The organism is Janthinobacterium sp. B9-8, from assembly GCF_000969645.2.
Classification (GTDB): Bacteria; Pseudomonadota; Gammaproteobacteria; order Burkholderiales; family Chitinibacteraceae; genus Iodobacter.
The window spans coordinates 1,704,292-1,729,966 of sequence record NZ_CP014222.1; the positions used below are offsets into that span (position 1 = coordinate 1,704,292).

At 49.0% G+C, this 25,675-nt stretch carries 20 protein-coding genes, 1 pseudogene and 1 riboswitch; of the genes and pseudogenes, 9 read left to right on the forward strand and 12 right to left on the reverse strand.

What is annotated here, in order from left to right; translation table 11 throughout:
- Positions 1 to 218: 218 nt before the first annotated feature.
- Together VN23_RS07685 and VN23_RS07690 are read right to left on the reverse strand one after the other, a co-directional pair.
- The gene (locus VN23_RS07685; protein WP_046352941.1) at positions 219 to 590 is read right to left on the reverse strand and encodes a GFA family protein; all 372 of its coding nucleotides are present in this window, start codon (positions 588 to 590) and stop codon (positions 219 to 221) included.
- A gap of 187 nt (positions 591 to 777) precedes the next feature.
- A complete protein-coding gene (locus VN23_RS07690; RefSeq protein WP_046352940.1) occupies positions 778 to 1,335 on the reverse strand; it encodes a hypothetical protein in 558 nt (185 codons plus the stop codon).
- A gap of 430 nt (positions 1,336 to 1,765) precedes the next feature.
- Between VN23_RS07690 and VN23_RS07695 the strand changes: the two genes are divergently transcribed.
- A complete protein-coding gene (locus tag VN23_RS07695) occupies positions 1,766 to 3,061 on the forward strand; it encodes a tryptophan--tRNA ligase (protein WP_046352939.1) in 1,296 nt (431 codons plus the stop codon).
- 188 nt (positions 3,062 to 3,249) lie between these two features.
- On the opposite strand, the gene VN23_RS07700 is transcribed toward VN23_RS07695, so the two are convergent.
- Positions 3,250 to 5,151: a DUF5666 domain-containing protein gene (locus tag VN23_RS07700; RefSeq protein WP_046352938.1), complete on the reverse strand. Its 1,902-nt coding sequence runs from the start codon at positions 5,149 to 5,151 to the stop codon at positions 3,250 to 3,252.
- Between the two features lie 252 nt (positions 5,152 to 5,403).
- Between VN23_RS07700 and hmpA the strand changes: the two genes are divergently transcribed.
- Both hmpA and mgtE read left to right on the forward strand, forming a co-directional pair.
- Positions 5,404 to 6,603: an NO-inducible flavohemoprotein gene (hmpA, locus tag VN23_RS07705; protein WP_046352937.1), complete on the forward strand. Its 1,200-nt coding sequence runs from the start codon at positions 5,404 to 5,406 to the stop codon at positions 6,601 to 6,603.
- Between the two features lie 508 nt (positions 6,604 to 7,111).
- A riboswitch (M-box (ykoK) riboswitch) is annotated at positions 7,112 to 7,282 on the forward strand.
- 116 nt (positions 7,283 to 7,398) lie between these two features.
- Positions 7,399 to 8,736, forward strand: a complete 1,338-nt coding sequence (gene mgtE / locus VN23_RS07710) for a magnesium transporter (RefSeq protein ID WP_046352936.1) — start codon at positions 7,399 to 7,401, stop codon at positions 8,734 to 8,736.
- A 69-nt stretch (positions 8,737 to 8,805) separates the two neighbouring features.
- Here mgtE and dnaB read toward each other — a convergent pair whose 3' ends face one another.
- Positions 8,806 to 10,221, reverse strand: a complete 1,416-nt coding sequence (gene dnaB / locus VN23_RS07715) for a replicative DNA helicase (RefSeq protein ID WP_046352935.1) — start codon at positions 10,219 to 10,221, stop codon at positions 8,806 to 8,808.
- A 255-nt stretch (positions 10,222 to 10,476) separates the two neighbouring features.
- Between dnaB and VN23_RS07720 the strand changes: the two genes are divergently transcribed.
- Both VN23_RS07720 and VN23_RS07725 read left to right on the forward strand, forming a co-directional pair.
- Positions 10,477 to 10,905, forward strand: a complete 429-nt coding sequence (locus tag VN23_RS07720; protein ID WP_046352934.1) for a type II toxin-antitoxin system RatA family toxin — start codon at positions 10,477 to 10,479, stop codon at positions 10,903 to 10,905.
- A gap of 20 nt (positions 10,906 to 10,925) precedes the next feature.
- The gene (locus VN23_RS07725) at positions 10,926 to 11,234 is read left to right on the forward strand and encodes an RnfH family protein (protein ID WP_046352933.1); all 309 of its coding nucleotides are present in this window, start codon (positions 10,926 to 10,928) and stop codon (positions 11,232 to 11,234) included.
- Between the two features lie 20 nt (positions 11,235 to 11,254).
- Here VN23_RS07725 and VN23_RS07730 read toward each other — a convergent pair whose 3' ends face one another.
- The 6 genes from VN23_RS07730 to VN23_RS07755 all read right to left on the reverse strand — a co-directional run bounded on the left by VN23_RS07730 (position 11,255) and on the right by VN23_RS07755 (position 17,443).
- Positions 11,255 to 14,434 (reverse strand): hybrid sensor histidine kinase/response regulator, encoded by a 3,180-nt coding sequence (locus VN23_RS07730; RefSeq protein WP_052746717.1) that lies wholly within the window; start codon positions 14,432 to 14,434, stop codon positions 11,255 to 11,257.
- Positions 14,431 to 15,012 (reverse strand): SpoIIE family protein phosphatase, encoded by a 582-nt coding sequence (locus tag VN23_RS07735; RefSeq protein WP_197433052.1) that lies wholly within the window; start codon positions 15,010 to 15,012, stop codon positions 14,431 to 14,433. Before VN23_RS07735 ends, VN23_RS07730 begins: the two co-directional genes overlap by 4 nt.
- Positions 15,013 to 15,017: 5 nt before the next feature.
- Entirely contained in the window at positions 15,018 to 15,434 is a 417-nt protein-coding gene (locus VN23_RS07740) for an anti-sigma regulatory factor (protein WP_046352931.1), read from the reverse strand.
- Positions 15,424 to 15,792: an STAS domain-containing protein gene (locus VN23_RS07745; protein WP_046352930.1), complete on the reverse strand. Its 369-nt coding sequence runs from the start codon at positions 15,790 to 15,792 to the stop codon at positions 15,424 to 15,426. The genes VN23_RS07740 and VN23_RS07745 overlap by 11 nt, the downstream gene beginning before the upstream one ends.
- A gap of 8 nt (positions 15,793 to 15,800) precedes the next feature.
- Positions 15,801 to 16,703 (reverse strand): protoglobin domain-containing protein, encoded by a 903-nt coding sequence (locus VN23_RS07750; RefSeq protein ID WP_046352929.1) that lies wholly within the window; start codon positions 16,701 to 16,703, stop codon positions 15,801 to 15,803.
- A 317-nt stretch (positions 16,704 to 17,020) separates the two neighbouring features.
- Positions 17,021 to 17,443 (reverse strand): DUF4124 domain-containing protein, encoded by a 423-nt coding sequence (locus tag VN23_RS07755; RefSeq protein ID WP_046352928.1) that lies wholly within the window; start codon positions 17,441 to 17,443, stop codon positions 17,021 to 17,023.
- Between the two features lie 462 nt (positions 17,444 to 17,905).
- On the opposite strand from VN23_RS07755, the gene VN23_RS07760 reads away from it, so the two are divergent.
- The 4 genes and pseudogenes from VN23_RS07760 (at position 17,906) to VN23_RS07775 (ending at position 24,168) form a co-directional block, all read left to right on the forward strand.
- Complete coding sequence (locus VN23_RS07760) at positions 17,906 to 20,896, forward strand: beta-galactosidase (protein WP_046352927.1); 2,991 nt, start codon at positions 17,906 to 17,908, stop codon at positions 20,894 to 20,896.
- 372 nt (positions 20,897 to 21,268) lie between these two features.
- The gene (locus tag VN23_RS07765; RefSeq protein ID WP_052746716.1) at positions 21,269 to 22,582 is read left to right on the forward strand and encodes a glycoside hydrolase family 125 protein; all 1,314 of its coding nucleotides are present in this window, start codon (positions 21,269 to 21,271) and stop codon (positions 22,580 to 22,582) included.
- A gap of 2 nt (positions 22,583 to 22,584) precedes the next feature.
- Entirely contained in the window at positions 22,585 to 23,751 is a 1,167-nt protein-coding gene (locus VN23_RS07770; protein ID WP_046352925.1) for an AGE family epimerase/isomerase, read from the forward strand.
- A 132-nt stretch (positions 23,752 to 23,883) separates the two neighbouring features.
- Positions 23,884 to 24,168: pseudogene (locus VN23_RS07775) on the forward strand (addiction module antidote protein).
- Between the two features lie 356 nt (positions 24,169 to 24,524).
- Here VN23_RS07775 and VN23_RS07780 read toward each other — a convergent pair.
- Both VN23_RS07780 and VN23_RS07785 read right to left on the reverse strand, forming a co-directional pair.
- The gene (locus tag VN23_RS07780) at positions 24,525 to 24,950 is read right to left on the reverse strand and encodes a hypothetical protein (protein ID WP_046352924.1); all 426 of its coding nucleotides are present in this window, start codon (positions 24,948 to 24,950) and stop codon (positions 24,525 to 24,527) included.
- A 104-nt stretch (positions 24,951 to 25,054) separates the two neighbouring features.
- Positions 25,055 to 25,585: a DUF1993 domain-containing protein gene (locus tag VN23_RS07785; protein ID WP_046352923.1), complete on the reverse strand. Its 531-nt coding sequence runs from the start codon at positions 25,583 to 25,585 to the stop codon at positions 25,055 to 25,057.
- Between the last annotated feature and the right edge of the window lie 90 nt (positions 25,586 to 25,675).

The following is a 25,675-nucleotide window of genomic DNA, read 5'->3' on the forward strand; positions in this document are numbered from 1 at the left end:
CTATTTTTCATCCAATAAACAAAGAATTCCGGTGTGCCTTTTACTCGCCCTGATTCGCCGGAATTTTTCATGCACCGCCGGCTCCCAACCTTCAAGGCATTGCTGCACTGACATAAACCAAGGCATAAAGATCCGCCGTAATTAGCCCTGTATTGCGACGATCATAAACTATGGTTTATAACGCTATCTTATGACTTTACCTGTAAATTAACGGGAATTTAATTTACATTAAGTAAACCTTGCGAAGCCCCATCGCCCATGCCAATCTCGCCCAGATCAAAGGGATTTACCCCGGCAATACACGCCACATTAAAACCAAATTGCGATGGATTGCTGCGGCGCTGGTGATGGGTATAAATGCCACAAACTTTACAAAAGTAATGCTTTGCCGTTTTGGTATTCCACTGATAAAGAGTAAGCATTTCCTCACCCTTTACCACGCGTAGCCCTTCAACCGGTACGCTGGCGATAATTGAACCTTTACGGCTACAGAGCGAACAATTACAGCGGCGCAAATTCTCTAAGCCCTGTGCTAAATCCACCTCAAAAACGACGGCGCCACAATGACAGCTTCCTTGTTTGGTTTCCATTCAAACTTCCTATATTAAAAAGAAAAAATACCTACTAACACATTGCTGATTTTTACTTCAATATACTTGATTATGCCTCTTACTCAATCTGATTATAAATATCGTACGGGTGAAACCCGCGTATTTACACTTTATAACGTGCATAAAAAAACAGCCTGCAAATGCAGGCTGTTTTTTTATTTACTAATTAATTAGCCCAGATAATCAACTTAACTCGATTCACAATCAACAATTGATCACCCGCCTCTGCCTTCATCAGCAGCGCTTTGTTTTCAACAGGAATAGTCTCAATCTGGCCCGTTACATTTTTAATTTTTACATTGCCCGCATTAAGGTCAACGTTAAGAATATCATTGTAAAGTGTTTGTGTTTTTAACACACCTTCACCATCAATTGTCACATCCCGGCCTTGGGCATCAACAATTTTACGTGCACCTGCACCGCCTTTTTGCAGCACAATTGCAGAAGACTTTGAGCCACTTACACTGACTTTATCATTCAATTTCAAACGATCAAAATGCGTTATTTTTTGATCAACATGATCAAATGCAAGTTTCTGACCATCTGGCAAAGCCAACAGAATACTGCGCTGAGCAATATCAATTTCTTCAACATTAGCCTGAACGGTGGATTTCTCCGATGAACCAACTAATACCTCATTTTCTGAAATCTCTTCAGCAAAGGCAATTTGCCCAACCATTAAACCAGAAGCAATCAGTAGCGTTTCAAATATTTTATTACGCATTATAATTTCCTTATGGGAGAGATTTACCTCATTAAGACTAACATAGGCTCTTGAATTAACACACTTGATTAGAGGCCTATTAATACCGAAACCAGCTGTCTATTTTTTGAAACCATTTATAAAAAAACAACACTAAGACCATAGGTAAAAATGCCGCTCGCGATCAATAATCAAGCTCCGCCGGATTAAATATTTCCCCCTAGGTTTTTCACTAGCAAGCCAATGCAAATATCCACAGCCTCTCCCTATTTAAAACAAGCAAATGAAGGTTTTATTACAGCCATTTATCGGCATCAATCTGTTTTATTAAGCCAGCACTTAAAAAACATGACCAGCACACGATTTTATTCAATCATTTTGTGCTTACACAAGCACGCCTCGCCTGCTAGACTTGCTGCCATTCTTGCAGCGTGCGATATAGGAAAAAGTGATGAGTTTGCGTGTTCTTACCGGCATTACCACCTCGGGTACACCCCACTTGGGCAACTATGTAGGCGCCATTCGCCCGGCAATTGTTGCCAGCCAAAGCCCGGATAGCGATTGCTTCTTTTTTATGGCCGATTACCATGCGCTGATTAAGTGTGATGATCCGGCCCGAATCGAGCGCTCGCGCCTAGAAATTGCCGCCACTTGGCTGGCTGCTGGCCTAGACCCAGAACGCGTTACTTTTTATCGCCAAAGCGATGTACCTGAAGTCACCGAACTGAACTGGCTACTGACCTGTGTAACTGCCAAGGGCCAAATGAACCGTGCCCACGCTTACAAAGCCAGCACAGATGTGAACGAGGCAGCCGGCGAAGACCCTGACGCAGGCATTACCATGGGCTTGTTTTGCTACCCTATTTTAATGGCCGCCGACATTCTGCTGTTTAACCCGCACAAAGTACCGGTGGGCCGCGATCAGATTCAACATATTGAAATGACGCGTGATGTAGCCGCCCGCTTTAACCATTTATTCGGCCAGGGCAGCGATTTATTTGTGCTGCCAGAAGCCCATATCGAAGAGCACGTTGCCACGCTACCCGGCCTTGATGGCCGCAAAATGAGCAAAAGCTACGACAACACGATTCCGCTGTTCGAGGGCGGCCAAAAAGCGATGAAAGAAGCCATCGCGAAGATTGTGACCAACAGCCTCTTGCCTGGGGACGCCAAAGACCCAGACAACTCGCATCTTGTGACGATTTTTGAAGCATTTGCCTCAAAAGAGCAAACCCAGCAATTTAAAGATGAGCTGCGTGCGGGTCTAGGCTGGGGCGATGCAAAGAAACGCCTGCTGGATTTAATCGAGCGCGATATTGCCCCGATGCGTGAGCGCTATGAAGCCCTAATGGCGCATCCAGAAGAAATTGAAGTGCTGCTGCAAGCCGGTGCTGCCAAAGCCCGTGCCGCCGCCGCACCTTTACTAAAGAAAGTACGCGAGTCACTGGGTCTGCGTACTATGCAGGCGATTGCTGCACCTCTTGCAAAAGCCGAGAAAAAAGCCGCGCTACCGCTGTTTAAACAGTTCCGCCTAGAAGACGGCCTGTTTTACTTTAACTTTAGCGCCGCCGACGGCCGCCTGCTGCTACAAAGCACAGGCTTTGCCCAAGGCAAAGAAGCCGGGCAATGGATCGCCAAGCTTAAAAACGAAGGCGTGGCGGCGATTGAAGGCACCGCCATTAGCTTAAGCGAAGGCGTTACAGCGACAGATGTAAGCACGGCTTTGGCTGTGTTGTTGGCGGAATAAAGCACTCAACGCCCTGTATCTTTTGTAGGGCGGGTGCAACCCGCGTATTTTTCAGCATTGCTCGCGGGTTGCACCCGCCCTACAAAAGCAAAAGCCACTCATCATGAGTGGCTTTTTTTACGCTCAAAGAAATACGCTTTGCTGATTGGGCTGATTGGGCTGATTGGGCTCAGCCCAGCAGCGTCGTTTTAATCCTCAAACGACACCCTTGTTGCAATCAACACGCCATTGCTCAAGGTTCCCTTCACTTCCACGACGCGACCATTGGCAAGATCGCTGCTTTTTCCATCTTTAAACTCCGCTTTACTGGCATCTGTTTTTTGCCCTGCCACTTTAAAATCGCTGACAGAAACAAAATCGCTCAGCGCGCCTTTTACCTCTAAGGTGCTTGCCCTGCCTTTGATTTCTATTTTTTGTGCTTGCAGCTGATCCTCGCTTTTCAGCACACTGACTTCTACTTTTACACCATTCACCAAGCTAGCTGACGTTCCGCCCTCGATGAGGGTAGTGCTGCTCCAAAGAATGAGCACGCCATTTAATTTAAACTGGCTACTACTTACCCCACTCACTACCCCGCTCAGCCTGATAGGCTCTGCTTTTGTGGCCGTAAATTTCACTTCGCGCACTTGTAATACATCAGCAACGACCTCGCCCCTGATGGTCACCTTTTTACCATTGGCAAAATCAGCCTTCACCGCGACTTTATCTGAGCTGGCATTCAAGTACACCGTTTTGTCAGTCAATTGCATCGCTTGGCTAATACCTGCCAAAGTAAATTTACCGTTCGAAACCACATAATCTTTCACTTCCCCAGAGAATGTTCTGACCGATTGATCTGGTTTGCTACTCGTGCTTGTATCCGTGCTAGTTTCAATTTTTAACGATTTAGCGCTCACCACGCCACTGGCAATACTGCCCTCTAGTTTAACCAAAACGCCATTAGCCAGATTATCAGCCGTGCCGCCTTCAATTTTTGCAGTACTGGCATCCACCAAAGCCCCGCGCACTTTAAAACTGGCGAGCGAAATATAGTCGGTTATCGGGCCTTTTAACTCAACTTTGGCATCCGCGCTGTCTTTTACAAATTTCACCCCCACAGCCACTAATTTATCGGTCTGCCACACACCGCCCACCCGCACTGCCTTGCCATTAGCCAAATCAGCGGCCACTCCACCTTCAAACTTGGCCTTGCTAGCGTCGACAAGCACTTCGCCCAATTTAAAGCTCAGCGTCGTGCCATTAAGGCTAGCAACCAACCCGCCAATCTGCATTTTCAGCCCGTCACCGGCCTGCGGTTTTTTGACTTTAACGGCCTTGGCGCTCATTAATCCCGCTGTACTAATCGCCTGATCGCTCCATGCTGCAATCAACTGGCCATTTTCTAGCACTACGCCTTCTGGGCGAAGTTTAGCGCTGCTAAAGTTAACCGTTAAGCCACTGACTAGCAGTGTTTTAGCCGTGTTATCGAGCGCACTGACCACGCCAACGACCCGCACCATCACCGCGCTGGCTGGGTCTTTTCGCTCTATCCGCGTGGCAACAATCACGCCAGCGGCATCACGGCTGCCGTGTACTTCTACAATATCGCCGACCAATAAATCAGCCAGCACACTTGCGCCTTCAAATACCGTAGGTGCGGCTGCGTCAGTTGATACTTTAACGGTTTGACCTGCCAGCTTAAAACCCACGCCCACTTGCAATTCAGAAATCCTGCCGTAAACCTCGGGCAAGGCAGTCAGCGTTTTAATTTTGTCATCGCTGCCCTGATCAGACTCCACTTTCATACCGAGCTTAATATCATTACTGGTACCGGTGCTGCTGGCAGAGGGGTCTTGCTCTACCTTAAAGCTTGCGCTGCTGTCATCAAGCGTAACGCCATCAATAATCACGCTGCCAAACCCTGTAACCGTACCTTGGGCATAAGCGCCACCACTTGGAGCTGGGGTCGGCGTGGGTACCGCGGTAGGCACTGAGGTCGGAGTCGTTGCCACGGGCGTGGCAGACGATGAGCCACCACTTCCACCGCCGCAAGCACAAAGCCCTACACTTGCCACAAAGGCCACCACCCAAAATTTTAAGCGCTGTTGCATGATTTATCCCTTATCTACACCACATTGAGCATCATGGATTGTGGTGGGCAAATACGGCCTGACAACAAGACTTACTGCCTTTTCAGTGATAAGCGGCGCAAGAACACAATTCAAATAAACAACCCACTTTAATGAAAAAGATACAAGCCGACAGATCAAGGCCCCGTCACTTTATTTTCTAAACGTGCAATTTTACCTATACGCCCCGCTCTTTAATGGGTAAATTAAATGCATATTTAAAAGGAGATACAGATGCTGAATGTTGCCCAACGAGATTTAGTCCGCGCTACCGCCCCCATCCTCAAACAACATGGTATTGCACTGACCACGCATTTTTATGCACGGATGTTTCAGTACAATCCTGAGCTTAAACAAATCTTTAACGAAGGAAATCAGCAGTCGGGTGCGCAGCAGCAAGCGCTTGCCATGGCGGTGGCGGCCTACGCCGAGCATATTGACAACCCAGGCGTACTTGCCCCGGTGCTCACCCATATCGCCAATAAACACATCAGCCTTGGCATACGTCCGGAACACTACCCCATTGTGGGCCACCATTTGCTGGCGTCTATCCGTGAAGTCTTGGGCGCTGCCGCCACAGATGAATTAATTGCAGCGTGGGCCGCCGCCTACGGGCAATTGGCTGATGTATTGATTGCCGAAGAAGCACAGCTCTATGCTGCAGCCGCTTTTAAACAAGGCGGCTGGACAGGCTGGCGCGGTTTTATCGTGGCAAAAAAAGAGCAAGAAAGCAGCGAAATCACCTCTTTCTACCTACGCCCTAGCGATGGTGGCCATGTGCCCGATTACGTGCCGGGCCAATATATTTCGGTAAGAATGTTTGTGCCGGAATGGAATCTGATGCAGCCACGCCAATACAGTTTGTCCGATGCACCGGGCAACAATTACCTGCGTATTTCGGTTAAACGCGAGCAAACCGGCAACCTCATCGGCCAAGTGTCTAATCTGCTGCACAACACAGTCAATGTGGGCGATGTGATTGATCTCGCCCCGCCTGCGGGTGATTTTGTCCTGCATCAGGATCGCAAAACCCCAGTCGTTTTAATTAGCGGCGGCGTCGGCATTACCCCAATGCTGGCGATGCTGAAACACTTAGTAAAAACCGGCAGCGATCGGGCTGTGCGCTTTGTACACGGCTGCCGCAATAGCGACGTGCATGCTTTTAAAAATGTAGTGAATCAGCTGGCAGAGCAAGAATCCAGCGTCGAAAAAATCGTGTTTTATGGCGATGCCTGCCCGAACCATAGCCACGACCATCTAGGCTATGTGGATCTAACTCAAATCGCCGATAGCGTCATTCTGCCCGACGCCGATTACTACCTCTGTGGGCCACTGGCCTTTATGCAAGCCCAGATCAAATCGTTACTCGCCATGGGAATCAGTGCAGAGCACATCCATGCCGAAGCATTTGGCACAGGCGGCGTAGCGACTTAAAAGCCGGTCGCCCAGTCCTCCCTGCAAAGCTGTAAGCAATAAAATAAATGCGGGGAGGATAATTATGCCTATGTAATCAAGCCATTACACCTCTCCAGCTCACCACACACCCTGTGGTTTAAGCCATTAACATAAGCTCCGTAAGCACACCGGCACTCAAAAAACACATCTGGTATTTATTACCTTACAGTTTTTTGCTTACTACCACGCCAAAAAACCTCCCAGCCCATCGCTAAAAACTCATTTTAGCCCGCAAAAAAACAAGCCCTTTACCCAGCGATAAGCCTGCAAACGGCTTATCTGCGCCTAGCGAACAGGGGCCGTTTCAGGAAAGAGAGCCATTAAGCCCCATAAATCATACAGATAAGGGGCAGCTCTACGCGGTATACCATACCCACCCCGCCATCGTGCAGTGATAATTATTACCATTTATCGTTGCGTTGACTTTAAAGATCAATCTGGACACTATGCCCCTGCCCCGAACAGGGGCATAAGATATTTACCTTATGCAGCATCTCGTTAGGCGAGGCTCCTGCGCAAACACAGGCCACTGATCTCACGACGTCCAGAGACGCCCAAGATCAGGACAGTTATCATCGGATTAAGGTGTTAACCCAAGTGGCTTCTGGTTTTACCAGATACGTTACGCAGTGCTAAAGCTAGAACGTGGAGATGAAAAAGCGCCAATCGACGTTATTTCCTGTCCCATACTCGTCCATCAATTGCTGTTTTCTTTTAACACGCACCCATCAAGGTGCTTGCGATTCTGCCTGTCTTTACCCGAGGCTATTCCAAATGAAAACACAACAGCACGCCCACAAGATTCAAGCCCTCGATCTTTTTGCATTGAGAAGCTGGATGTCCACCACAAACCCCACCGAGCGAGCAGATCAACTCCTGGCTTTAAGCCTGGAAGATCTCAACGACGCATTAAACACCCTGCCGGTCAATGAAGGCAGTGCACTTATCACCTCTTTAAGCACAGACAGTGCAGGCCAGTTGCTATTACGTTTGCACAGCAAGGTGATCCAAGCGCTTCAGGACAGCATTTCCCGCCGCGATATGCTAACCATTTTGCGCAAAATGGAAAGCAACGATCGCGCCAGTCTGCTCTCGCATTTATCCGAGAAAAATCAACATAACTACGCCTCACTGCTTGAATGGCCCAGCGAATCGGTTGGCGCGCATATGCGCAACAACTATCTCAGCATCCTTGTTGAGCAATCGGTCGCTGATGCAAAGCAAGTGATCCATGACGCCTGGCACCAAGCTCAATTATTCCAGCATATTTATATAACCAATTCCCAAGGACTGCTGCTTGGGGGAATACCGCTCAAAACACTATTGGTTGCCGATCCTCAGGTTAATCTAAGCGATTTGATGGATCCCACCTTAATGCGCCTCAATGCGCGAACAGATCAGGAGCAAGCCGCACGCCTCTTGGTGGATCGTGATTTATCCTCCCTGCCCGTAGAAGATCAAGGCAAGCTAATCGGGGTTTTTCACGTTGATGAAGCGGCAGATATTCTGGAGCAAGAATCAACCGAGGATGCGGAGCTACAAGGTGGCTCCTCCCCCTTAGAAACCTCCTACCTCGCGGCAACGCCCTGGCAGCTCTGGCGCAAACGGATTGGCTGGCTACTGATGCTGTTTGCCGCCGAAAGCTACACAGGCACAGTATTACGCGCATTTGAAGAGCAATTAGAAGCCGCAATTGCCCTCGCCTTCTTTATCCCGCTCTTAATCGGCACAGGCGGAAACAGTGGTACCCAGATCACCACCACCATTATTCGTGCAATGGCTGTGGGTGAAGTAACCATGCGCAATATCGGTCAAGTCCTTAAAAAAGAAACCTCCACTGCGCTACTCATCTCAATGGGGATTGCTTTGGCCGCCTGGGTTCGGGCTTGGTCGCTCGGTGTTGGCCCTGAAATTGGCTTAGTGGTGACCTTAACCATTATCGCCATTGTGATGTGGAGCGCGATTGTTTCCTCCATTACGCCATTAATTCTGAAGCGCCTTCGGATTGATCCGGCCGTTGTTTCTGCACCTTTTATTGCCACCTTGGTGGATGGAACGGGCCTCGTTATTTACTTTGAAATTGCCCAGCTCATCCTGCCGGAGCTAAGATAAGCTCATTGTCCTGAAATGCAAAAAGGCAGCTAAGGCTGCCTTTTTGCATTCCCCCCCCCACCACACCCTTTACTCAAGATCACTCGACCAGCCATCCGGGCGAACCAAAGCGTTTTCAAAGCGGGAATGCTGGCCCACAAACACCAGTGGAATCTTACCCACGGGGCCATTACGGTGCTTACCGATAATACATTCAGCAAGGCCTTTAAACTGGCTATCCGGGTTGTAGTATTCATCGCGGTACATAAATAAAATCAAATCCGCATCCTGCTCAATCGCACCAGATTCTCGCAAGTCCGACATCATCGGGCGTTTGTCTGTGCGCTGCTCTACCGAGCGGGAAAGCTGCGAGAGCGCAATAATCGGCACTTTTAATTCTTTAGCCAGTGATTTTAAGCCTCGGGAAATTTCACCCAGCTCGGTGGCTCGATTCTGATCTTTTGCGCCTGCTCGCCCTGCCATCAGCTGCAAGTAATCGATCACAATTAAGCCAAGCTGGCCGCCACATTGCCGCGCTAAGCGCCGCGCCTTGGTACGAATATCCAGCGCAGTTAGCGAGCCGGTTTCTTCAATAAAAATCGGTGCCTCATTCATTTTGCCGACGGCGTGTGTAAGGCGCACCCAATCCTCATCTTCAAAGCGACCAGTTTTAAGCTTGTGCAAATCAATGCGGCCAATCGAGCCAACCATACGCATACCCAGCTGGGTTGCGCCCATTTCCATAGAAAAAATCGCCACCGGCAGCTTAAGCTCGATGCCCACGTGCTCGGCAATATTCACCGAAAACGCCGTTTTACCCATAGAAGGCCGGCCCGCCACAATAATCAAATCACCTGCCTGCATGCCCGAAGTCATGCGATCGAGATCTAAAAAACCCGTTGCAACGCCGGTGACTTCGGATGGATTGTCCTGCTGGAATAGATGATCGATACGCTCAACAATCTCTTTTAAAATCGGCGGCATGCCGATAAAGCCTTTCTGGCCCCGAGACGATTGCTCGGCAATCTGGAACACGGCCGATTCGGCCTGATCAAGTAGCTCGGAAGCTTCACGCCCGCTGGGGCTATAGGCTGCATCAGCAATATCGGTCGCCACCGACGCCAACTGGCGCATGACCGATTTTTCGCGGACAATCTCACCATATCGGCGAATATTGGCGGCAGATGGGGTGTTTTGCACCAAGGAGCCCAAATAAGCCAATCCGCCCACATAAGTCAGCTCTTCGTGGGTATCCAATGCTTCGGCCACGGTAATCACGTCGGCGGGGCGGCCCAACTCAACCAGCTTAGCGATCACGGCAAAGATGCGGCGGTGATCATCGCGATAAAAATCGGCTTCAAACAGCGTGTCAGCAATCTTGTCGAATGAGCTGTTATCCAGCATCAGACCACCAAGCACAGATTGCTCAGCCTCAACCGAATGCGGTGGCATGCGGATGTTTTCAAGTTGCGTCATGGAGTGGTCGGGGTTACGATGCTCGGTCATTTTTTTACATCTAGTGTGCTTGCTGGAAGCTCGGCATTTTACGCTACAAACAACGGTGCGGCAGATAGTAATATCTCACGCCGCCATATAAAAAAACTAAGTAGCCTATTAGTAAAACAATTATTGGGCGGGTGCAACCCGCGTGTTTGTTAACATTGCTCGCGGGTTGCACCCGCCCTACACTACAAAGCAGGGAAACGAGCAGAAAGCACATCCTTATCACTCCCCAAGTCGCCTTATATATAAAGACAAACTATGCAGTCTATTCGTAAAACAGTATTAGTCACTCACTCTGCTGATCGCATGTTTGATTTAGTCGATCATGTTGAAAACTATCCGAAATTTTTGCCTTGGTGTGGCGGTGTAGAAGTGCACGAGCGTACTGACACCGTACTGGATGTCACCGTGCAAATTGAGTTTTTAAAAGTAAAAACTTTTTTCCGTACCCGCGATATTAAATCCAAGCACCAGATCGATATGCAATTTGTCGATGGCCCATTTAAAGCCTTGCATGGCATATGGCGCTTTATTCCGCTGATGGAAGACGCGTGCAAAGTAGAATTTGAGCTGGATTACGAGTTTTCCAGCCGCGGCTTAGAAATGATTATTGGCCCCGTATTTAATAAAATCACCAGCACTTTTGTAGATGCTTTTATTAAACAAGCCGATAAAATCCATCCATAAGCCGATTAATCAGGGCCATCATGAGTACATTAATCAATATTGAAGTGGTCTATGCCACACCTGCTTTGCAGAAACTGATTTCACTCAAAGTGAGTACGGGCACAAGTGCAGAACAAGCCATTACCCAATCTGGCATTTTAGATTTTTTTCCGGAAATTGATTTATCCAGCAATAAAATCGGTATCTTTTCTAAAGCCTGCAAGCTTGAGACCGTATTGCGGGAAAAAGATCGGGTGGAGATTTACCGCGCCCTTCAAGCCGACCCTAAGGAAATTCGCAGGCAGCGCGCTTTAGAGGGAAAAGTCACAAAGAAAGGCGGCGCGGCTTGATGCCCCTCCACGGCCCCTTTCTACACTTGAGCAAAATTAGCACTCATTTTTTGTAAAATCGGCAGCGCTTCACCAAAGTTAAACTTCTCCAGCGCAATTCGAAACGCTGCAAATTCTGCCGGATCAAAAAAATCGCTCATTGCATCACCGTATTTACTCATTACGGTAAGCGCTTCCGCATCCATTTCGGTCAGCAATCGCTCTAACCATGCCAATAAGTTTTGTAACTCCTTAGCCGGCATTCTTCCTGCGGGTGCGGGCGCATTGGCAAAAGGATCTTCACCATTGATATATTCACCCACCTCACGCATCAGCACGCTGAGATGCTGATCAAGCTGCAACAAATCGTCCTTGACCTCATTTAAACCACCACCATGCGAAATAGCTAATTCAATTCGCCCTGCAATTTCTGAGACTTTAGTTCCGCCCAAGGTTGCACTCAGGCCTTTTAAGGTGTGCGAGTAGCGCAAAGCAGGCTCTAATTCATTCGCCAGCAAAGCCGCATGGGTTCTTTGCACACAATCAAGCTCGCTACTGCAAAACTGTTTAAGCATGCGCAAATAGAGCGATGGATTATTCAGTACATAGCCCAAGCCTACTTTTACATCCAGCTCCTGACGCTCCACCCTCTTAGCCGGCGCAACAGATGGCACGGGCAACACGAATGCCACTTCAGGCAAAGAAACCGCCGGAGCAGCAATCGGGTCAACAGGCTGCACATCAACGGGGGCTGAACCCACCAGCGGCCCTTTTGCCTCGCCTGCCGGCGTTGTCACGCGCCAATGTTTTAAGCAGGCAAAAAACTGAGCGGGGTCTATGGGCTTGGAAATATGATCATTCATTCCCAGATCAAGGCAACGTGCCCGCTCTTCCACCATGGCGTGCGCCGTCATCGCAATCAAGGGAATCGCGTTGTAGCGCGGATCGGCACGGATATGCTTGGATGCCTCGTAACCATCCATAACCGGCATCTGCATATCCATTAAAATCACATCGAAATACCCCGCCCCCAACCGCTCCAGTTTTTCTAACGCTTCTTTACCATGATTTGCCACCACGACCTCTACGCCAACCGTAGCCAGTAGCTCTGTGGCAATTTGCTGATTAATCGGATTATCTTCCGTCAGTAACACATGCATGCCCTGCAAACCAGCATCCACCTCATCCTGCTGCACAGGATGGCTATCAGAAACATCATCGTCTGCAAAAATCGAAACCAGACAATCAGTAAGCGAAGACGCATTCACGGGTTTGGTTAAAATGGCACTGATATTCAGGCTTTGCGCCTGGATATAAATATCTTCACGATCAAACGCTGTGACAATCACCAGCTTCGGCGTGCTTTCTGGCAATACTTCCTGAATTTTTTGAGCCGCTTGTGCACCATCCATAATCGGCATTTGCCAATCAAGTAAAACCAAACCAAAAGGATCGCCTCGCTGATGAGCCGCGCTACAAAGCTCCACCGCCCCCTGCCCTGAGCCCACGTGCTCAATACGCATACAAAACCGCTTTAATACTTCGATAATCGCCAAACGTGCATGTTCATGATCATCCACCACCAAAACACGCATATTATTAATTTCGGCGGGTAAAGCACGCCTTCTGATTTCTTTATGCTCAATACCAAACCAGGCAGTAAACACAAACTGGCTACCCACACCACTTTCGCTCTCTGCCCAAATACGCCCGCCCATCAGCTCAACCAAACGTTTACTAATTGAAAGCCCCAGCCCTGTACCACCAAATTTACGCGTGGTACTGCTATCGGCCTGAGTAAAAGCCGTAAACAATTTACCCAGCTGCTCTTGCGTCATGCCAATACCGGTATCTCGCACCCTGAATTCTAATTGTGTTTGCTCATGGGTTTTTTCCATGCAACTAATCGTGATTTCTACTTCGCCTGTTTCAGTAAATTTCACTGCATTATTGACCAGATTAATCATAATCTGGCTAAGCCTTAATGAATCACCCAATAAGCAAGGTGGTATATCAACCGGATTATGAATAACAAATTCCAACCCTTTTTCAAATACTTTTTGCGTAGTAACTGTGCAAACATTATTCAGCACTGTTTCCAGATCAAACGGCGCAACTTCAATATTTAATTTACCTGCCTCAATTTTAGAAAAATCAAGAATATCATTAATTATTCCTAATAAGGACGTTCCTGCATGGTGTATTTTTGATAGATAATCCCGTTGCTTAGGCGGCATTTCTGCTTTTAATGCCAAATGCGACAAACCAATCACCGCATTCATAGGCGTGCGGATTTCATGGCTCATATTCGCTAAGAAACTCGATTTAACCGATGCCGCTTCTTCTGCTTTGGTTTTAGCAGATTGCAGCTCTTGCTCTACTAATTTTCGCTGGCTAATATCTCTTGCAAATAAAGTACCGCTGCAATGCCCTTCTATATTCAGTACCGTCATACCGACTTCCACCGGCAATAAACTTCCCGAGCGATTACGGGCCAATAACTCCCAAAAGCGGGCCGTAGTCATACGAGAAGTGGCTTCGCTTAGGCCTGAATCCAAAATCAATGGCAAATCGCCATCACCTTCAATGTGAATCAAACTTTGTAATTTCAAACCCACTACTTCAGCAGGCGAAAAACCAAAGGTCAATTCTGCAGCGCGATTCCAATCTGTTACACAGCAATCATGATCTAATAAAATAACAGCAATCGGCGCACCTTCAATCACGGCCTTTGATTGCATTTCACTTTGCTGCAATGCCATTGCCCGGCGACCTACTTCTTGCTCTAAGCCTTCTTTATGCGCGGCTAGCTCAGAATTATTAGCAGTCAGCTCGGCCATTAATTCATCACGCGTTTGCTCATTGACAATATTTTTAACTTTTTGAATGCTCTCGGCATCTTGCAAACCAATTCTGAAACCCAACTCTAATGCGCCATCAGCCAGCTCATGCTGCTCATCAAAAAATGTAGATAATCTGTGCTTTTTCCATCCTTCCTCTGCCTGCACTACAAAACACAAAAGATCATTATCAATACCAAACACCAGTTCGCACGCTCCTGACGAGCGTCTCACCCACTGGCAGAGCGAATAAAAACCCGTCAGCAGAAAATCGCTGCGCATTTGATTAAGATGCAAGCACTCTAAAGCCCGCCGCAGCTTACTCCGAGCAAGATAAATGCCATCTTCACTTCGTAAATCCATTACGCCAAGTTTAATCATGATGTGCACTTTATCGCCAGGCAGGTGGCATCGTCGTAAAGCTTTCCATAACGGCTCAGCATATTGGCAACCATTTCATTCAGATTGCTGTTTCTGCGTTCCAGCAAAATCTGCTCGCCGGAAATATGCTCTTGTATGCCATCCGTTGCCAATAAAAAAATATCATTACTTTTGAAATTAAATGTTTCAATTCGCAAGCTGCGTAATGCAATGCCCAGAGTGCCTGCTTGAGCTGAAAAAGTGACGCAACTGTCGCTTAATTTACGCATCACCGTGTTCCCTATCGTGATACATCGCGCACTGCCGTCATGCGCTAAAAAAGCCAATGTAATCGCCGTGCCCCGCGAGCCACGGATATGCTCATGCAATGTCTTAACCACGTATTCAATATCCTCGCTGCCGTTTTTTTCCAGCCATTGCTCGCATTCCCGTGCCAGCTCATGTGCTTCCGGGCCATGGCCTAATACATCTAATATTCCGACAAACAGCCCATTTTCCATCGGCTTAACGATAGTGCCATCGCCGCACAGCACCTCACCAAAACAAGGCCGCAAGCAACGCGCAAATTCAAATTGCATAGCGCTTAGTTTTTCCATTTTCTAAATAGCACACGGGTGCCTTTATTGGGTTCAGAACTAATCTCAAACTCATCGGCCAATCGGCGTGTACCCGGCAAACCCAGCCCCAGCGTACCCTTGGTACTAAAGTGCTCGGTCATTGCCAGCGCCATATCATTAATCCCCGGGCCATGATCCTCAGCCACCACCTCTAATCCCTCACGCTGATGGTGCACAACCCAAGAAAAAATCATCACCCCCTCACCTGCATATTTCACAATATTAGTGGCCAGCTCGGATGCCCCCGTCGTAATTTCCGTTACCGCCACAGGAGAAAATCCGCATTGTTTTGCCAAAGAAAAAACATAAGCAACCAGCATTGCAGCATCGGCCTCATTTTTTATTTTTCGCCAAACCGTTGCCATTTCTACGCTAGGCTTCATGTAATAAATCCAGTGCCTGCCGGATAGTCTGGCAACCCCGTAACGCCGAAAGATTACTATCAAGCGCCGCCAAACCGGCAATCACGCCCGGTCTAAAGCCAATAAAAACGGTTTTAGCCCCCATCATCTTCAGCATTTTGCTTAAATCAATCAGCGCAGCAAAACCATCAACGTCTAAGGCATCCACTTCAGATAGATCCAGCATCACGCCCTTAGCCGCCATTTTTGTAACCTGCCCTAGTAATCTATTTTGCAGCTCAGTCAATGTTGAAGGGCGCAGCTCGGTCTGCACGCACACAAGCAGAGCATCTTCAACCATCGAAATGGCTATCCCTCCCCCTGATTCACGATCTGCCATCCCTCCTCCTAAACCTCATCAACTCTTTTCATTCGTATGCCTACGCTCTTAAACGCCTGCTCTAGCGCATCACGCAAGGTGGCATGGGTTGTCATTCCTTCAATATCAATCCCTAAATGAACAATCGTTTGTGCAATAGAGGGTGAAACGCCAGAAATTAAACTAGTACAGCCCATTAACCGGGTCGCTTTTGTAATTTTAATTAAATGATTAGCCACACCGGAATCCACAATCGCCACACCGGAAATATCCATAATAAATACACGGGAACGTGTTTCAGCAATTTTATTCAAAATAGCTGCCATAATATCCTGAGCGCGTTTTGAATCAATAATCCCAACAACAGGCAACATAAGGATATCTTGCCAAATCATTGTTACCGGGGTGGACATTTCCATTAAAGCGCGGCTTTGTTCATTAATTCGTTCATTAATCAAACGCGTATAGGTTTCCACCACAATAGAAGTATCTAAATGCAATAGCTTGGTAATAGAGGCAACCGCCTTACCGTATTCCTCACTAAATAAACCGCCGTCGTAAAGTTTTTTAGTAAATAATACAAAGGAGTAATTCATTCCCGCAAAATAACTAGGTAAAGATAAACCAATACGCGCGTGTGTTTCACCTAAGCGCCGCCTATCCTCAATATAGGCATCATCTAAAATACCCGCAAAAAAACGTTTCCAATACGTATTTTGCGCATTTTGAGCACGTTTTTTAACTTCATCATTCACCATGAGCGTTTGGTATTCAGGCAGCTCACGCATCCATTCATAAAAATGCGTTAAATATTCAGGCATTTTTGGCACCACTAAAGCGCCGTATTTTCGGACAACTTCCAGATCGGCATCATCGATATCATGCAAACGCATAATGTCTTTAAACGATGTTTGGCTAGCATGCTCGTGCATATCAACTCACCTTACCCGCTATGGCTGACACTCGCCCAATGTGCTCGTCAGCATTCTGTAAAATGATGATTCAGCTCTGTTTTAAGAACCATCAGCTTCTTATCTAGATAGCTAGGTGAAAGGACTTTAGCAATGGATAAAAACAAATCTTTACGCTAAATATCAAAGATTACAAATCATCGTCAGCAATAAGACAGCATCCGAATACACCGCCTTTTAGGACGCTCAATGTCGGGGCTGGAAGAAAAGTGCAATTCACAACACACAGGCAATAAAAAACCGCCCATACAGGCGGCTTGGCAGAGAAATACATGCGCTCAGGGGCAAACTCGCTTGATATTCGCCTCTACACTGGCCGTTTCAGCCTTACGCTGCGCCGCCTCCATAAACTCGAGCTTGCCTTTTTCATTGACGCTCGAAAACTTTTTTGAGCCTTGCAAATAGCTCAGCCTTGCCATGGCCTCTTTACATGCTTTTTCGTCTTTTTCGCTTTTTGCCGCCACAGGCACACTCGCTGCAGGCGCGCTGGCTTTTACCGCCACACCGCTTGCTGCAGAAGCCTCGCGACGCTGAGCCGACATCGTGCTAACAGGTAAATCCTTGGTCTTAAGTACTTCTGCTTTGTTGCCTTTAGGTGGCTGATCGGAGTAATGCATCATGCCTGCTGCATCTTTCCATTTATAGATTTCTGCGTGTGCAGCCCCGGAGATAAGCAAAGCAATAAATATAAACGTTTTCATTACGAGGAATTCCCTGTTTTAGCGCAGTACGGATACAAACTCTATTTAAATAAACTCAATGTATCAATAAATCAATTTACCAAGCCATTAGCCATACCGATTAAGTCTTTTCGGTCATGCACTTTAGTAAAAATGAACAAACTTCGCTGAAAAATGAAACTTTCCACATGAAGACTCGTCCACCCATACAGCCCTTTTTATTCAAACTACGACCGACACCTCTTGTAATAAACAAGCACAATGCCAGCATTCTGTATACATAAAGCACTGATTAATTACAACATGCAAAATTAGCTAGAAAGCAAATTAATCGAACAAACAAATAAATTGTAATCAATACTATGGCTTAGGCACATAACGCTGAAGTCGCCAAGCAAATCTGCGGCCATACAGTAAGTATTGCGACAACGTTATGCATATCAGTGCCAGCCCTAAATGCTAACGCTGTTAAAAGGAAAACGCATGAGTGCCATTTTTTTTTACGATGTCAATCTGGCTTACCACGGCGAACGCCCGCAGCAAGATGATCTGGCCCGCTGGCAAGAAGCGGGCACACTGGCCGACTCTAACACGCTCATCAACGCCTTAAACAGTGCATCAGCAGGAAGCTGTTTAATTGCCACACACGGCGCCTATTTCCCGCGTGAGGCTTGGCCTGCACTGCTCAATTTCTTACAAAATGGCGGCAATTTACTCAGCATGGGCAATATGCCTTTTTCTGCCCCAACCACCCTTTTCAGAGATTTAAATATCCATGAGATGCTGGCCGTTGACTGCAGCGAAGCCATCAGTGTTGAGGCGGGTGAGCAGTACCCATTGCTAAGTAAGCAAACCCATCTGTTTGCACCACAAGACGCCAGCTGCGGCTTGGTGCTTATGCCCACCAAGCATAAAGATTGCCCAAAGGAATCTAGCTCTAACGGGCCTATGGATGCGCGTATTTACCCGCTGATCACCGCCCAAGATGCCTCAGGCAGGGCGATTGCCGCCCCTGTTGTTCTGATCGAAAACCATCGCGGTGCTTTTGCAGGCAGCCGCTGGCTGTTTGTAAACGTCAACGCCACAGCGCTATTTTGGGAGCAAGGCGGCAGCGAAGCGCTGCTTGAATGGGCTAAATTTTGCGGCCGAGGCGTGACCGAAATCTGGATTAAATCCGATTTTGCCTGCTACTACCCTAGCGAAGTGCCTACGTTTAACTTACAAATTGAGGCCTTGCGCAGTAATTCTGCATGTCAGTGGCAATTTGAAATCAAAATCATGCAAGCCGGCAAGATGCTGATTCAGGAAACAATGGCACTCAACACCACCGCGCATGGCCCCGTATTTCACCGCACCACGCTACCGATGGTGGTTGTACACGGCTATTACGCCATCCACTGCCGCGCCGTTTCCGCCTTTGGTGAAGTATGTGAATTACAGCAAGGATTTTGGGGGCGAGATCACCGCTTGCTCGATGAAGGCCAGCCGCTTTGTGCGGGTCGCGATTACTTCACCCGTGGCGGCAAGCCTGTGCCAATTGTTGGTATGACCTATATGGCCAGCGATGTGCATCGCAAATTCTTACAGCTACCCAACCCTGCCATATGGGATAGGGATATGGCCGAATTTGCCCGCATGGGCATCAACTATATTCGTACCGGCATCTGGACAGCATGGCGGCAAGTGATGTTTGCCGACGGCCACGCTCAAGAGGCCGCCTTACGCGCTATTGATGCCTTCTTACACTGCGCCAAACTCCACAATCTGGAAACTTGCTTTACCTTTTTCACCTTCACTCCAGAAACATGGGAAGGCCAGAACCCCTATCTGGACCCACGCGCCATCGCCGCACAAAAGCGCTTTATTTCCGCCATTGTCAGCCGCCATAAAGACAGCAGCCATGTGCACTGGGATTTAATCAACGAGCCATCCATGTTTAACCCCGAGCAGATTTTCCTTGGGCCACGCAGCGTGCAAGACCCGATCGAAATCGCCGCATTTAGAACATGGCTGCAAGAGCAGGATGCGGATATCGCCAACTGGCAGCAGCGCTGGAACCGCAGCCCCGCCGATCTACCCGACTGGAATGCCGTACTGCCACCACTGACGCAGGAGGTGGCGTTTAACCCCACCGAAATCACGCCCAAACAACACGGCATCTGGCTAGATTACAGCCTATTTAGCCAAGCCATGCTCAAGCGCTGGATCGCTGATTTAAGCGCCACCATCCGCGCCATTGCTCCAAACCGCTTAATTACCGTTGGGCAGGACGAGGCACTGGGTATGCAACGCCCATCGCCCATGTTTTTTGCCGAGGCGGTGGATTACACCAATGTGCATAGCTGGTGGCTCAATGATGATTTGGCTTGGGACAGTATCTTTAGCAAAACGCCCAACAAGCCAAGCCTTGTGCAAGAAACCGGCATCATGCATATTGAAAGCCCCAATGGACGTAGTAAGCGCAGCGAAACCGAACTCGCCCATATGCTAGAACGTAAATATGCTTACGCCTTTATTAATGGCGGCGCGGGTGCGGTACAGTGGTTGTGGAATATCAACTACCATATGGACAACATCAACGAATCGCATATTGGCGCATGCCGAGCCGATGGCACACGTAAGCCTGAAGCCATGGTCAGCGAAGACTTTGGTAACTTTTTTAAAGCCGTTGCCCCACTCATGCAAGGCAGGCAATTGGAAGACGTGGCGGTGATTTACCCATTTAGCAACGATTACGGCAACCGCCGCTTTGCGCTGGAAGCCACGCAGCGCTTAGTACGCGTGATGCAATACGAGCTAAAAGTGCCAGTACGCGCCATCAGCGAATATCATCTCACCGACCTAGACCACGCGCCCGCCAAGCTGATTATCATCCCCAGTCCGCACGCCCTATCGCAAGCTGCTCGCGATTGGATCAGCCAGTGCAAAACACCCATCGTACTGACCGGCCCCTGCGATTTAGACGCTTACTGGCAGCCTTGCCACGCCCTAATGAGCGAATCAGACACGCGTAATCTACAGCGTGAGGAGGCTATCCATATCGGTAGCCATAAATACCGCGCCAGCTTTGGCGGCGACAAAATTGCAAAACTTAGCAAGGGCAATGCACTGGGCAGCTTACAGACCAGTGGCAATATCCTTTGGTGCCCGCTGCCTTTAGAAATGAACGATCGCACCGAGCCGCTGCTTGCGCTCTATCAAACCGCGATGGATTGGGCCGGCCTAAGCTCACCTTTAAACTGGCTATCCGGTGAGCAGCCCGGCGTATTCGCCCAGAAACTCAGCTTTGAACTCGGCGCATTATGGATATTGGTGAACGAATCAGGCCAGGAAGAAGCCATCAGTTTTAAAGACAAAGCCAGCGGCGTTAGCTATTCGCTCACCTTAGCTAGCGAGCGTGCGGTCTTATTTGCTACAGACAAGGAAGGGAAAGTGACGGCAAGATTGAGGAAGCATAAGGTGAATCAGCAGTGAAGAATGCGCTAGGTGCTAAACAAAACACAAAAACCTTTTTAGTGCCTTCGGCACGTTGATTTTGGAGCGGTAGCCACCGCGGGGGCCTTCCTTTCTTGAACGGCCAAGAAACGAAGCCAAAGAAGGCCGCCCCGACCAGCACGAAAGCCCCTCATCTGCGGACAATCGAGCGGCGGCTGCGGAACTCGCTCGCAAGCTCGCTCAAACAGTCCTCGCCGAAACCCCGCCCGCTTGTTCCTCGCTTCGGCGTGCTTCAAGGGGACTTTAAAGCCCTATGCGGAGAGTGTAGTTATTGTGTTTTTTCGCTGTTTGCTAAAAATATAAACCCCAATAACAACACCCCCCACGCAACTCCCACAACCGAGCCATCCCTTGCAGCCACAAAAATTCCACAGCCCCGCCGTCAATGACCATATCGAAAGCATCAGCCAGCACATCTCTGATCCCGCTTTAGAGCGCTTATTCCGCCAGTGTTACCCCAATACACTCGATACCACCGTGGCGTTTCAGATGGTGGATGGCCTGCCGGATACGTTTGTGATTACCGGCGATATCCATGCCATGTGGCTGCGGGACAGCGCGGCGCAAGTTTGGCCTTATTTAGCGCAGATGCAAGAAGACTCCGAGCTTGCCGACATGATTGCCGGGCTGATCCGCCGCCATAGCGCCTGCATCCTGATCGACCCTTACGCCAACGCCTTTAACAACGGCCCTGCCCATAGCCAATGGCAGAGTGACAACACCACCATGCTGCCCGAATTGCACGAGCGCAAATGGGAGCTGGATTCGCTTTGCTACGCCATCCGTTTGGCGCACGGCTTTTGGCAGCGCAGCTCCGACCGCAGGCCTTTTGACGGGCAATGGCTGGCGGCCATGAAGCTGGCTGTAGCCACCATGAAAGCGCAACAACGCAAAAAGAATCGTGGGCCTTACTCCTTTACCCGCAACGGCAGCTGGCAAGCCGATACCTTGGCTTGCCATGGCTGGGGCAACCCTGCCCGCCCCGTGGGGCTGATCGCCTCGATGTTTAGGCCATCGGATGACGCCACCGTTTTGCCGTTTTTAGTGCCATCCAACTTTTTTGCCGTGATTAGCCTGCGTCAGCTCGCCAGCATGGTGGTCGACCTCTCTAATGAGAGCGCCTTTGCCATCGAATGCACCGCTCTGGCTGACGAAGTCGCCGCCGCGCTGCAAGCCCACGCCATTGTTCAGCATCCTAAACACGGCGCAATTTACGCCTATGAAGTGGACGGCTACGGCAGTGCACTGCTGATGGACGATGCAAATATTCCCAGCCTACTGTCCTTACCTTATCTAGGGGCCGTAGCGCAGAATGAAGAGGTCTATCAAAACACCCGCCGCTTTGCGCTCTCCTTTGATAACCCATGGTTTTTTAAGGGGGACCATTTTGAAGGCAACGGCAGCCCGCACACGCTTGCACCGATGATTTGGCCGATGTCCATCATCATGCGTGCCATGACCAGCGATCAGGACGACGAAATCAGCCTCTGCTTGCACATGCTTAAAAGCAGCCACGCCGAAACTTACTTTATGCACGAATCATTTAACGCCAATCAGCCGGAGCAATTTACCCGCAGCTGGTTTGCATGGGCCAATACCCTGCTTGGTGAGCTCATCAGCAAAATAGCCCAAGAGCGCCCCCATTTACTCTCTGCAAAGGAATAGCCATGTTTCGCACTAGAGAATTTCTACTTAAACATATTCGCCATACGATGGCGTTTTACGACCCGATTTCGGTCGATCCGGCGGGTGGTTTTTATCATTACTATATGGATGACGGCCGTGTTTACGATAAGGAAAGTCGCCATCTCGTCTCGTCCACCCGTTTTGTGTTTAATAACGCCATGGCGTGGCTAGAGTTTGGCGAAAAAGAGCATCAGGCGCGCGTAAGGCACGGCATTGAGTTTATTCGCAAAGTGCATTTCAACCCAAAGACGGGTGGCTACGCTTGGGAAGTTAAAAACGGCGAAGTGACGGATGCCACCAACCAATGCTACGGCCTCGCTTTTGTGATGCTGGCTTACGCCTGCGCCTATCGTAGCGGCATGGATGAAGCCAAAGTATGGCTGGATGAAACTTACGACACCATGGAGCAACATTTCTGGCTACCCGAATACGGTGTTTACGCCAGCGAAGCCAGTAGCGATTGGGTGCTAGATGATTATCGCGGCCAAAACGACAATATGCACGGCTGCGAAGCCATGCTCGCCGCCTTTGAAGCCACCGGCGAAATTCGCTATTTAGACCGCGCCAAGCTACTAGCCGCCAACTTTACCCAGCGCCAGGCCGCCTTAACCGACGGGGCAATCTGGGAGCATTTCCGCACCGACTGGACGCCCAATTTGCAATACAACAAGGGCAACAAAACCAATATCTTCCGCCCTTGGGGCATCCAAACCGGCCACCAAACCGAATGGGCCAAACTACTGCTTATTTTAGACCGCCACGACCCGCAGCCCTGGCACCTAGCCCGCGCCCGTGAGTTGTTTGACGAAGCCATGTCATCCGGCTGGGACGAAGCACACGGCGGGCTAATCTACGGCTACGACTTGGACGGCGAGCCTTACGATCAAGATAAATACTTCTGGGTACAAGCCGAATCCCTCGCCGCCGCCGCCTTGCTTGCAGACCAAACTCAGGATGAAAAATACTGGCAAGCCTACGACAAAATCTGGGCCTACAGCTGGCAGCACTTCGTAGACCACCAACACGGCGCGTGGTACCGCGCACTCAGCCCCGACAACCAGAAAATCGACCAACAGAAATCCCCCGCTGGCAAAACCGACTACCACACCATGGGCGCGTGTTATGAGGTTTTGAGGGTGGTTGATTAAGGGGGTTGATTAAAACGTAGGGCGCAATCGCCACTGGCATTGCGCCATTGAGGTAATCATTGATATAAATCCACACAATCTAGCGACATTGAATATGCCAAGTTTATGGCCGCAAGCCTTGAGGAATAAATCATGACTACTTTTACCCCCTTTGATGTGGCAGATCATCTTGACGATGAAGAAACCATCAGTGCTTACTTATCCGAAGCACTTGCAGACCCTGATCCTGCGATGTTTTTACTTGCCATCAAAGATGTGGCTCGCGCCCGTGGCATGACGCAACTCGCAAAAGATTCTGGATTAGGCAGAGAGAGCTGATACAAAGCACTTGCACCGGGCAGCAAGCCTCGTTACGAAACGATTATGAAACTCTTGCATGGGCTGGGCATTAAATTAAACGCCACACCTGCGGCATAATTTATACCTTGCAACAAGGCCACGAGCAAAATCAGCAGCAGCTTTGGAGTTCGTATGAGCGCCGAGCCTGCGGGCTAAGGTTTGAGATAAGCAGCACGCTTTACGTCCACTTGATTAAATGCTTAAAAAAACGCTAATTTATTCATCGAGCAGATGTGGCGCCAGCGAGCCGTTGAGGTGTTCAAACTCCCCGCCCCGGCACCAAGTGCCTGCAGCTCAGCGAATAGCTCATTTGTGGTTTTCATTGGGAATGCCTAGCGCGATGCTACGCCCTTGCCTCTTGAGCGAATTGCTAACCGTTTCATACCCATTAACAGCGTTTGCTTTTGACTTTTAAGTATTCTTTGCCGTTATGCTCATAAAAGCGATTTGAACATGAGCCCGCATTTCACTTCTAATGTGCTGATAGTACGAAATCCATCCTTAATTTTGTCATTGAGCGTTATTGAAACTCCGAATGAATCAAGGACAATATTAGCCACAGAATTAGAATCATGAACGACCCAAATAGCCCCTCCAGCCGAGCCCCAGCCGCAGCCGTTACGCGTTGCTACTACATAAGCATCATTCTTTTGTGGATTTTTAAGCCAGATAGCAACACCAACAACTTCACACCCAGAATCTTTAAAAAACTCCGCATTTTCTTTTGAGCTATACAAGGCATTCTCAATTCTTACCGGCAGCTTTTTAAATAGGGGATTTTGCTCTGTATTATAGGTTTCTGCTGATGCTAGGGCAGAGGCTAAGAGCAAGCTTGCCACCCAGGCAAATTTCAAAGTCATAATTTCTACCGCTAATGTTTGAGGTTAGCCGCCCACGCCGGAGTGCAGTAGTAGGCTCAGGATAAAATGAGAACCGGCCGGTGAGGATCGGCTCGAAAGATCGCTTAGGCTTCTGCCTCTGGTTCGTAGGAGTGGAAACCATCGAAGTGCTCTTTCCCAACAGCGACCCCTAGACTGCGCAGGATGGCATAGGCTGCGGTGATATGAAAAAAGAAGTTAGGTAGTGCATACTGCAGCAAAAACTCAGGCGCACTAAGTGAAACAAGTGCATTCCCAGCCTTGCTTTCTAGTACAGCAGCCTCTCTACCGTCGAACTCAGCTGCGTGAAGCGTTTTGAGTAACCCGACGACGTAAGCAATGCGTAGATGAAGGCCTTGAGTGGTAGCTGGAAATTCGCCATAAGGCGGAATGAGCTTGCCTGCCAGAGGAAAACACGCACGCAGCGCGAAGTTGGCAGCGATGAGCACCTGAGTCTCAAACGGCAACATGTCTGGTGCAATAGATGCCCGAAGAAGATTTGATACGTCGATCTGATGCCCCGTCGCGTGGGATTCGGCGGCTTCAACCAGCCCGTCCAAACGATTGAGATAGCGCAAAAAGACCGGAATAGAGGCGTCGTACAAAGCGATGGACATGAGGGCCTGATGTTTAGGTTACGGGAGCCACGGCACACAGCCCCAGAGAGCGAAGCCGTGTAGGGCGGGTTAGCCACAGGCATAACCCGC

Bases quoted from the DNA above. Each gene is read 5' to 3' on its own strand.
- VN23_RS07785 (WP_046352923.1), bottom strand. From the start codon at position 25,585: ATGTCCATCGCTTTGTACGACGCCTCTATTCCGGTCTTTTTGCGCTAT.
- VN23_RS07690 (WP_046352940.1), bottom strand. From the start codon at position 1,335: ATGCGTAATAAAATATTTGAAACGCTACTGATTGCTTCTGGTTTAATG.
- VN23_RS07760 (WP_046352927.1), top strand. From the start codon at position 17,906: ATGAGTGCCATTTTTTTTTACGATGTCAATCTGGCTTACCACGGCGAA.
- VN23_RS07755 (WP_046352928.1), bottom strand. From the start codon at position 17,443: ATGAAAACGTTTATATTTATTGCTTTGCTTATCTCCGGGGCTGCACAC.
- VN23_RS07740 (WP_046352931.1), bottom strand. From the start codon at position 15,434: ATGAAGCCTAGCGTAGAAATGGCAACGGTTTGGCGAAAAATAAAAAAT.
- VN23_RS07700 (WP_046352938.1), bottom strand. From the start codon at position 5,151: ATGCAACAGCGCTTAAAATTTTGGGTGGTGGCCTTTGTGGCAAGTGTA.
- mgtE (WP_046352936.1), top strand. From the start codon at position 7,399: ATGAAAACACAACAGCACGCCCACAAGATTCAAGCCCTCGATCTTTTT.
- VN23_RS07770 (WP_046352925.1), top strand. From the start codon at position 22,585: ATGTTTCGCACTAGAGAATTTCTACTTAAACATATTCGCCATACGATG.
- hmpA (WP_046352937.1), top strand. From the start codon at position 5,404: ATGCTGAATGTTGCCCAACGAGATTTAGTCCGCGCTACCGCCCCCATC.
- VN23_RS07730 (WP_052746717.1), bottom strand. From the start codon at position 14,434: ATGATTAAACTTGGCGTAATGGATTTACGAAGTGAAGATGGCATTTAT.
- VN23_RS07750 (WP_046352929.1), bottom strand. From the start codon at position 16,703: ATGCACGAGCATGCTAGCCAAACATCGTTTAAAGACATTATGCGTTTG.
- dnaB (WP_046352935.1), bottom strand. From the start codon at position 10,221: ATGACCGAGCATCGTAACCCCGACCACTCCATGACGCAACTTGAAAAC.
- VN23_RS07745 (WP_046352930.1), bottom strand. From the start codon at position 15,792: ATGGCAGATCGTGAATCAGGGGGAGGGATAGCCATTTCGATGGTTGAA.
- VN23_RS07735 (WP_197433052.1), bottom strand. From the start codon at position 15,012: ATGCAATTTGAATTTGCGCGTTGCTTGCGGCCTTGTTTTGGTGAGGTG.
- VN23_RS07780 (WP_046352924.1), bottom strand. From the start codon at position 24,950: ATGACTTTGAAATTTGCCTGGGTGGCAAGCTTGCTCTTAGCCTCTGCC.
- VN23_RS07725 (WP_046352933.1), top strand. From the start codon at position 10,926: ATGAGTACATTAATCAATATTGAAGTGGTCTATGCCACACCTGCTTTG.
- VN23_RS07695 (WP_046352939.1), top strand. From the start codon at position 1,766: ATGAGTTTGCGTGTTCTTACCGGCATTACCACCTCGGGTACACCCCAC.
- VN23_RS07720 (WP_046352934.1), top strand. From the start codon at position 10,477: ATGCAGTCTATTCGTAAAACAGTATTAGTCACTCACTCTGCTGATCGC.
- VN23_RS07685 (WP_046352941.1), bottom strand. From the start codon at position 590: ATGGAAACCAAACAAGGAAGCTGTCATTGTGGCGCCGTCGTTTTTGAG.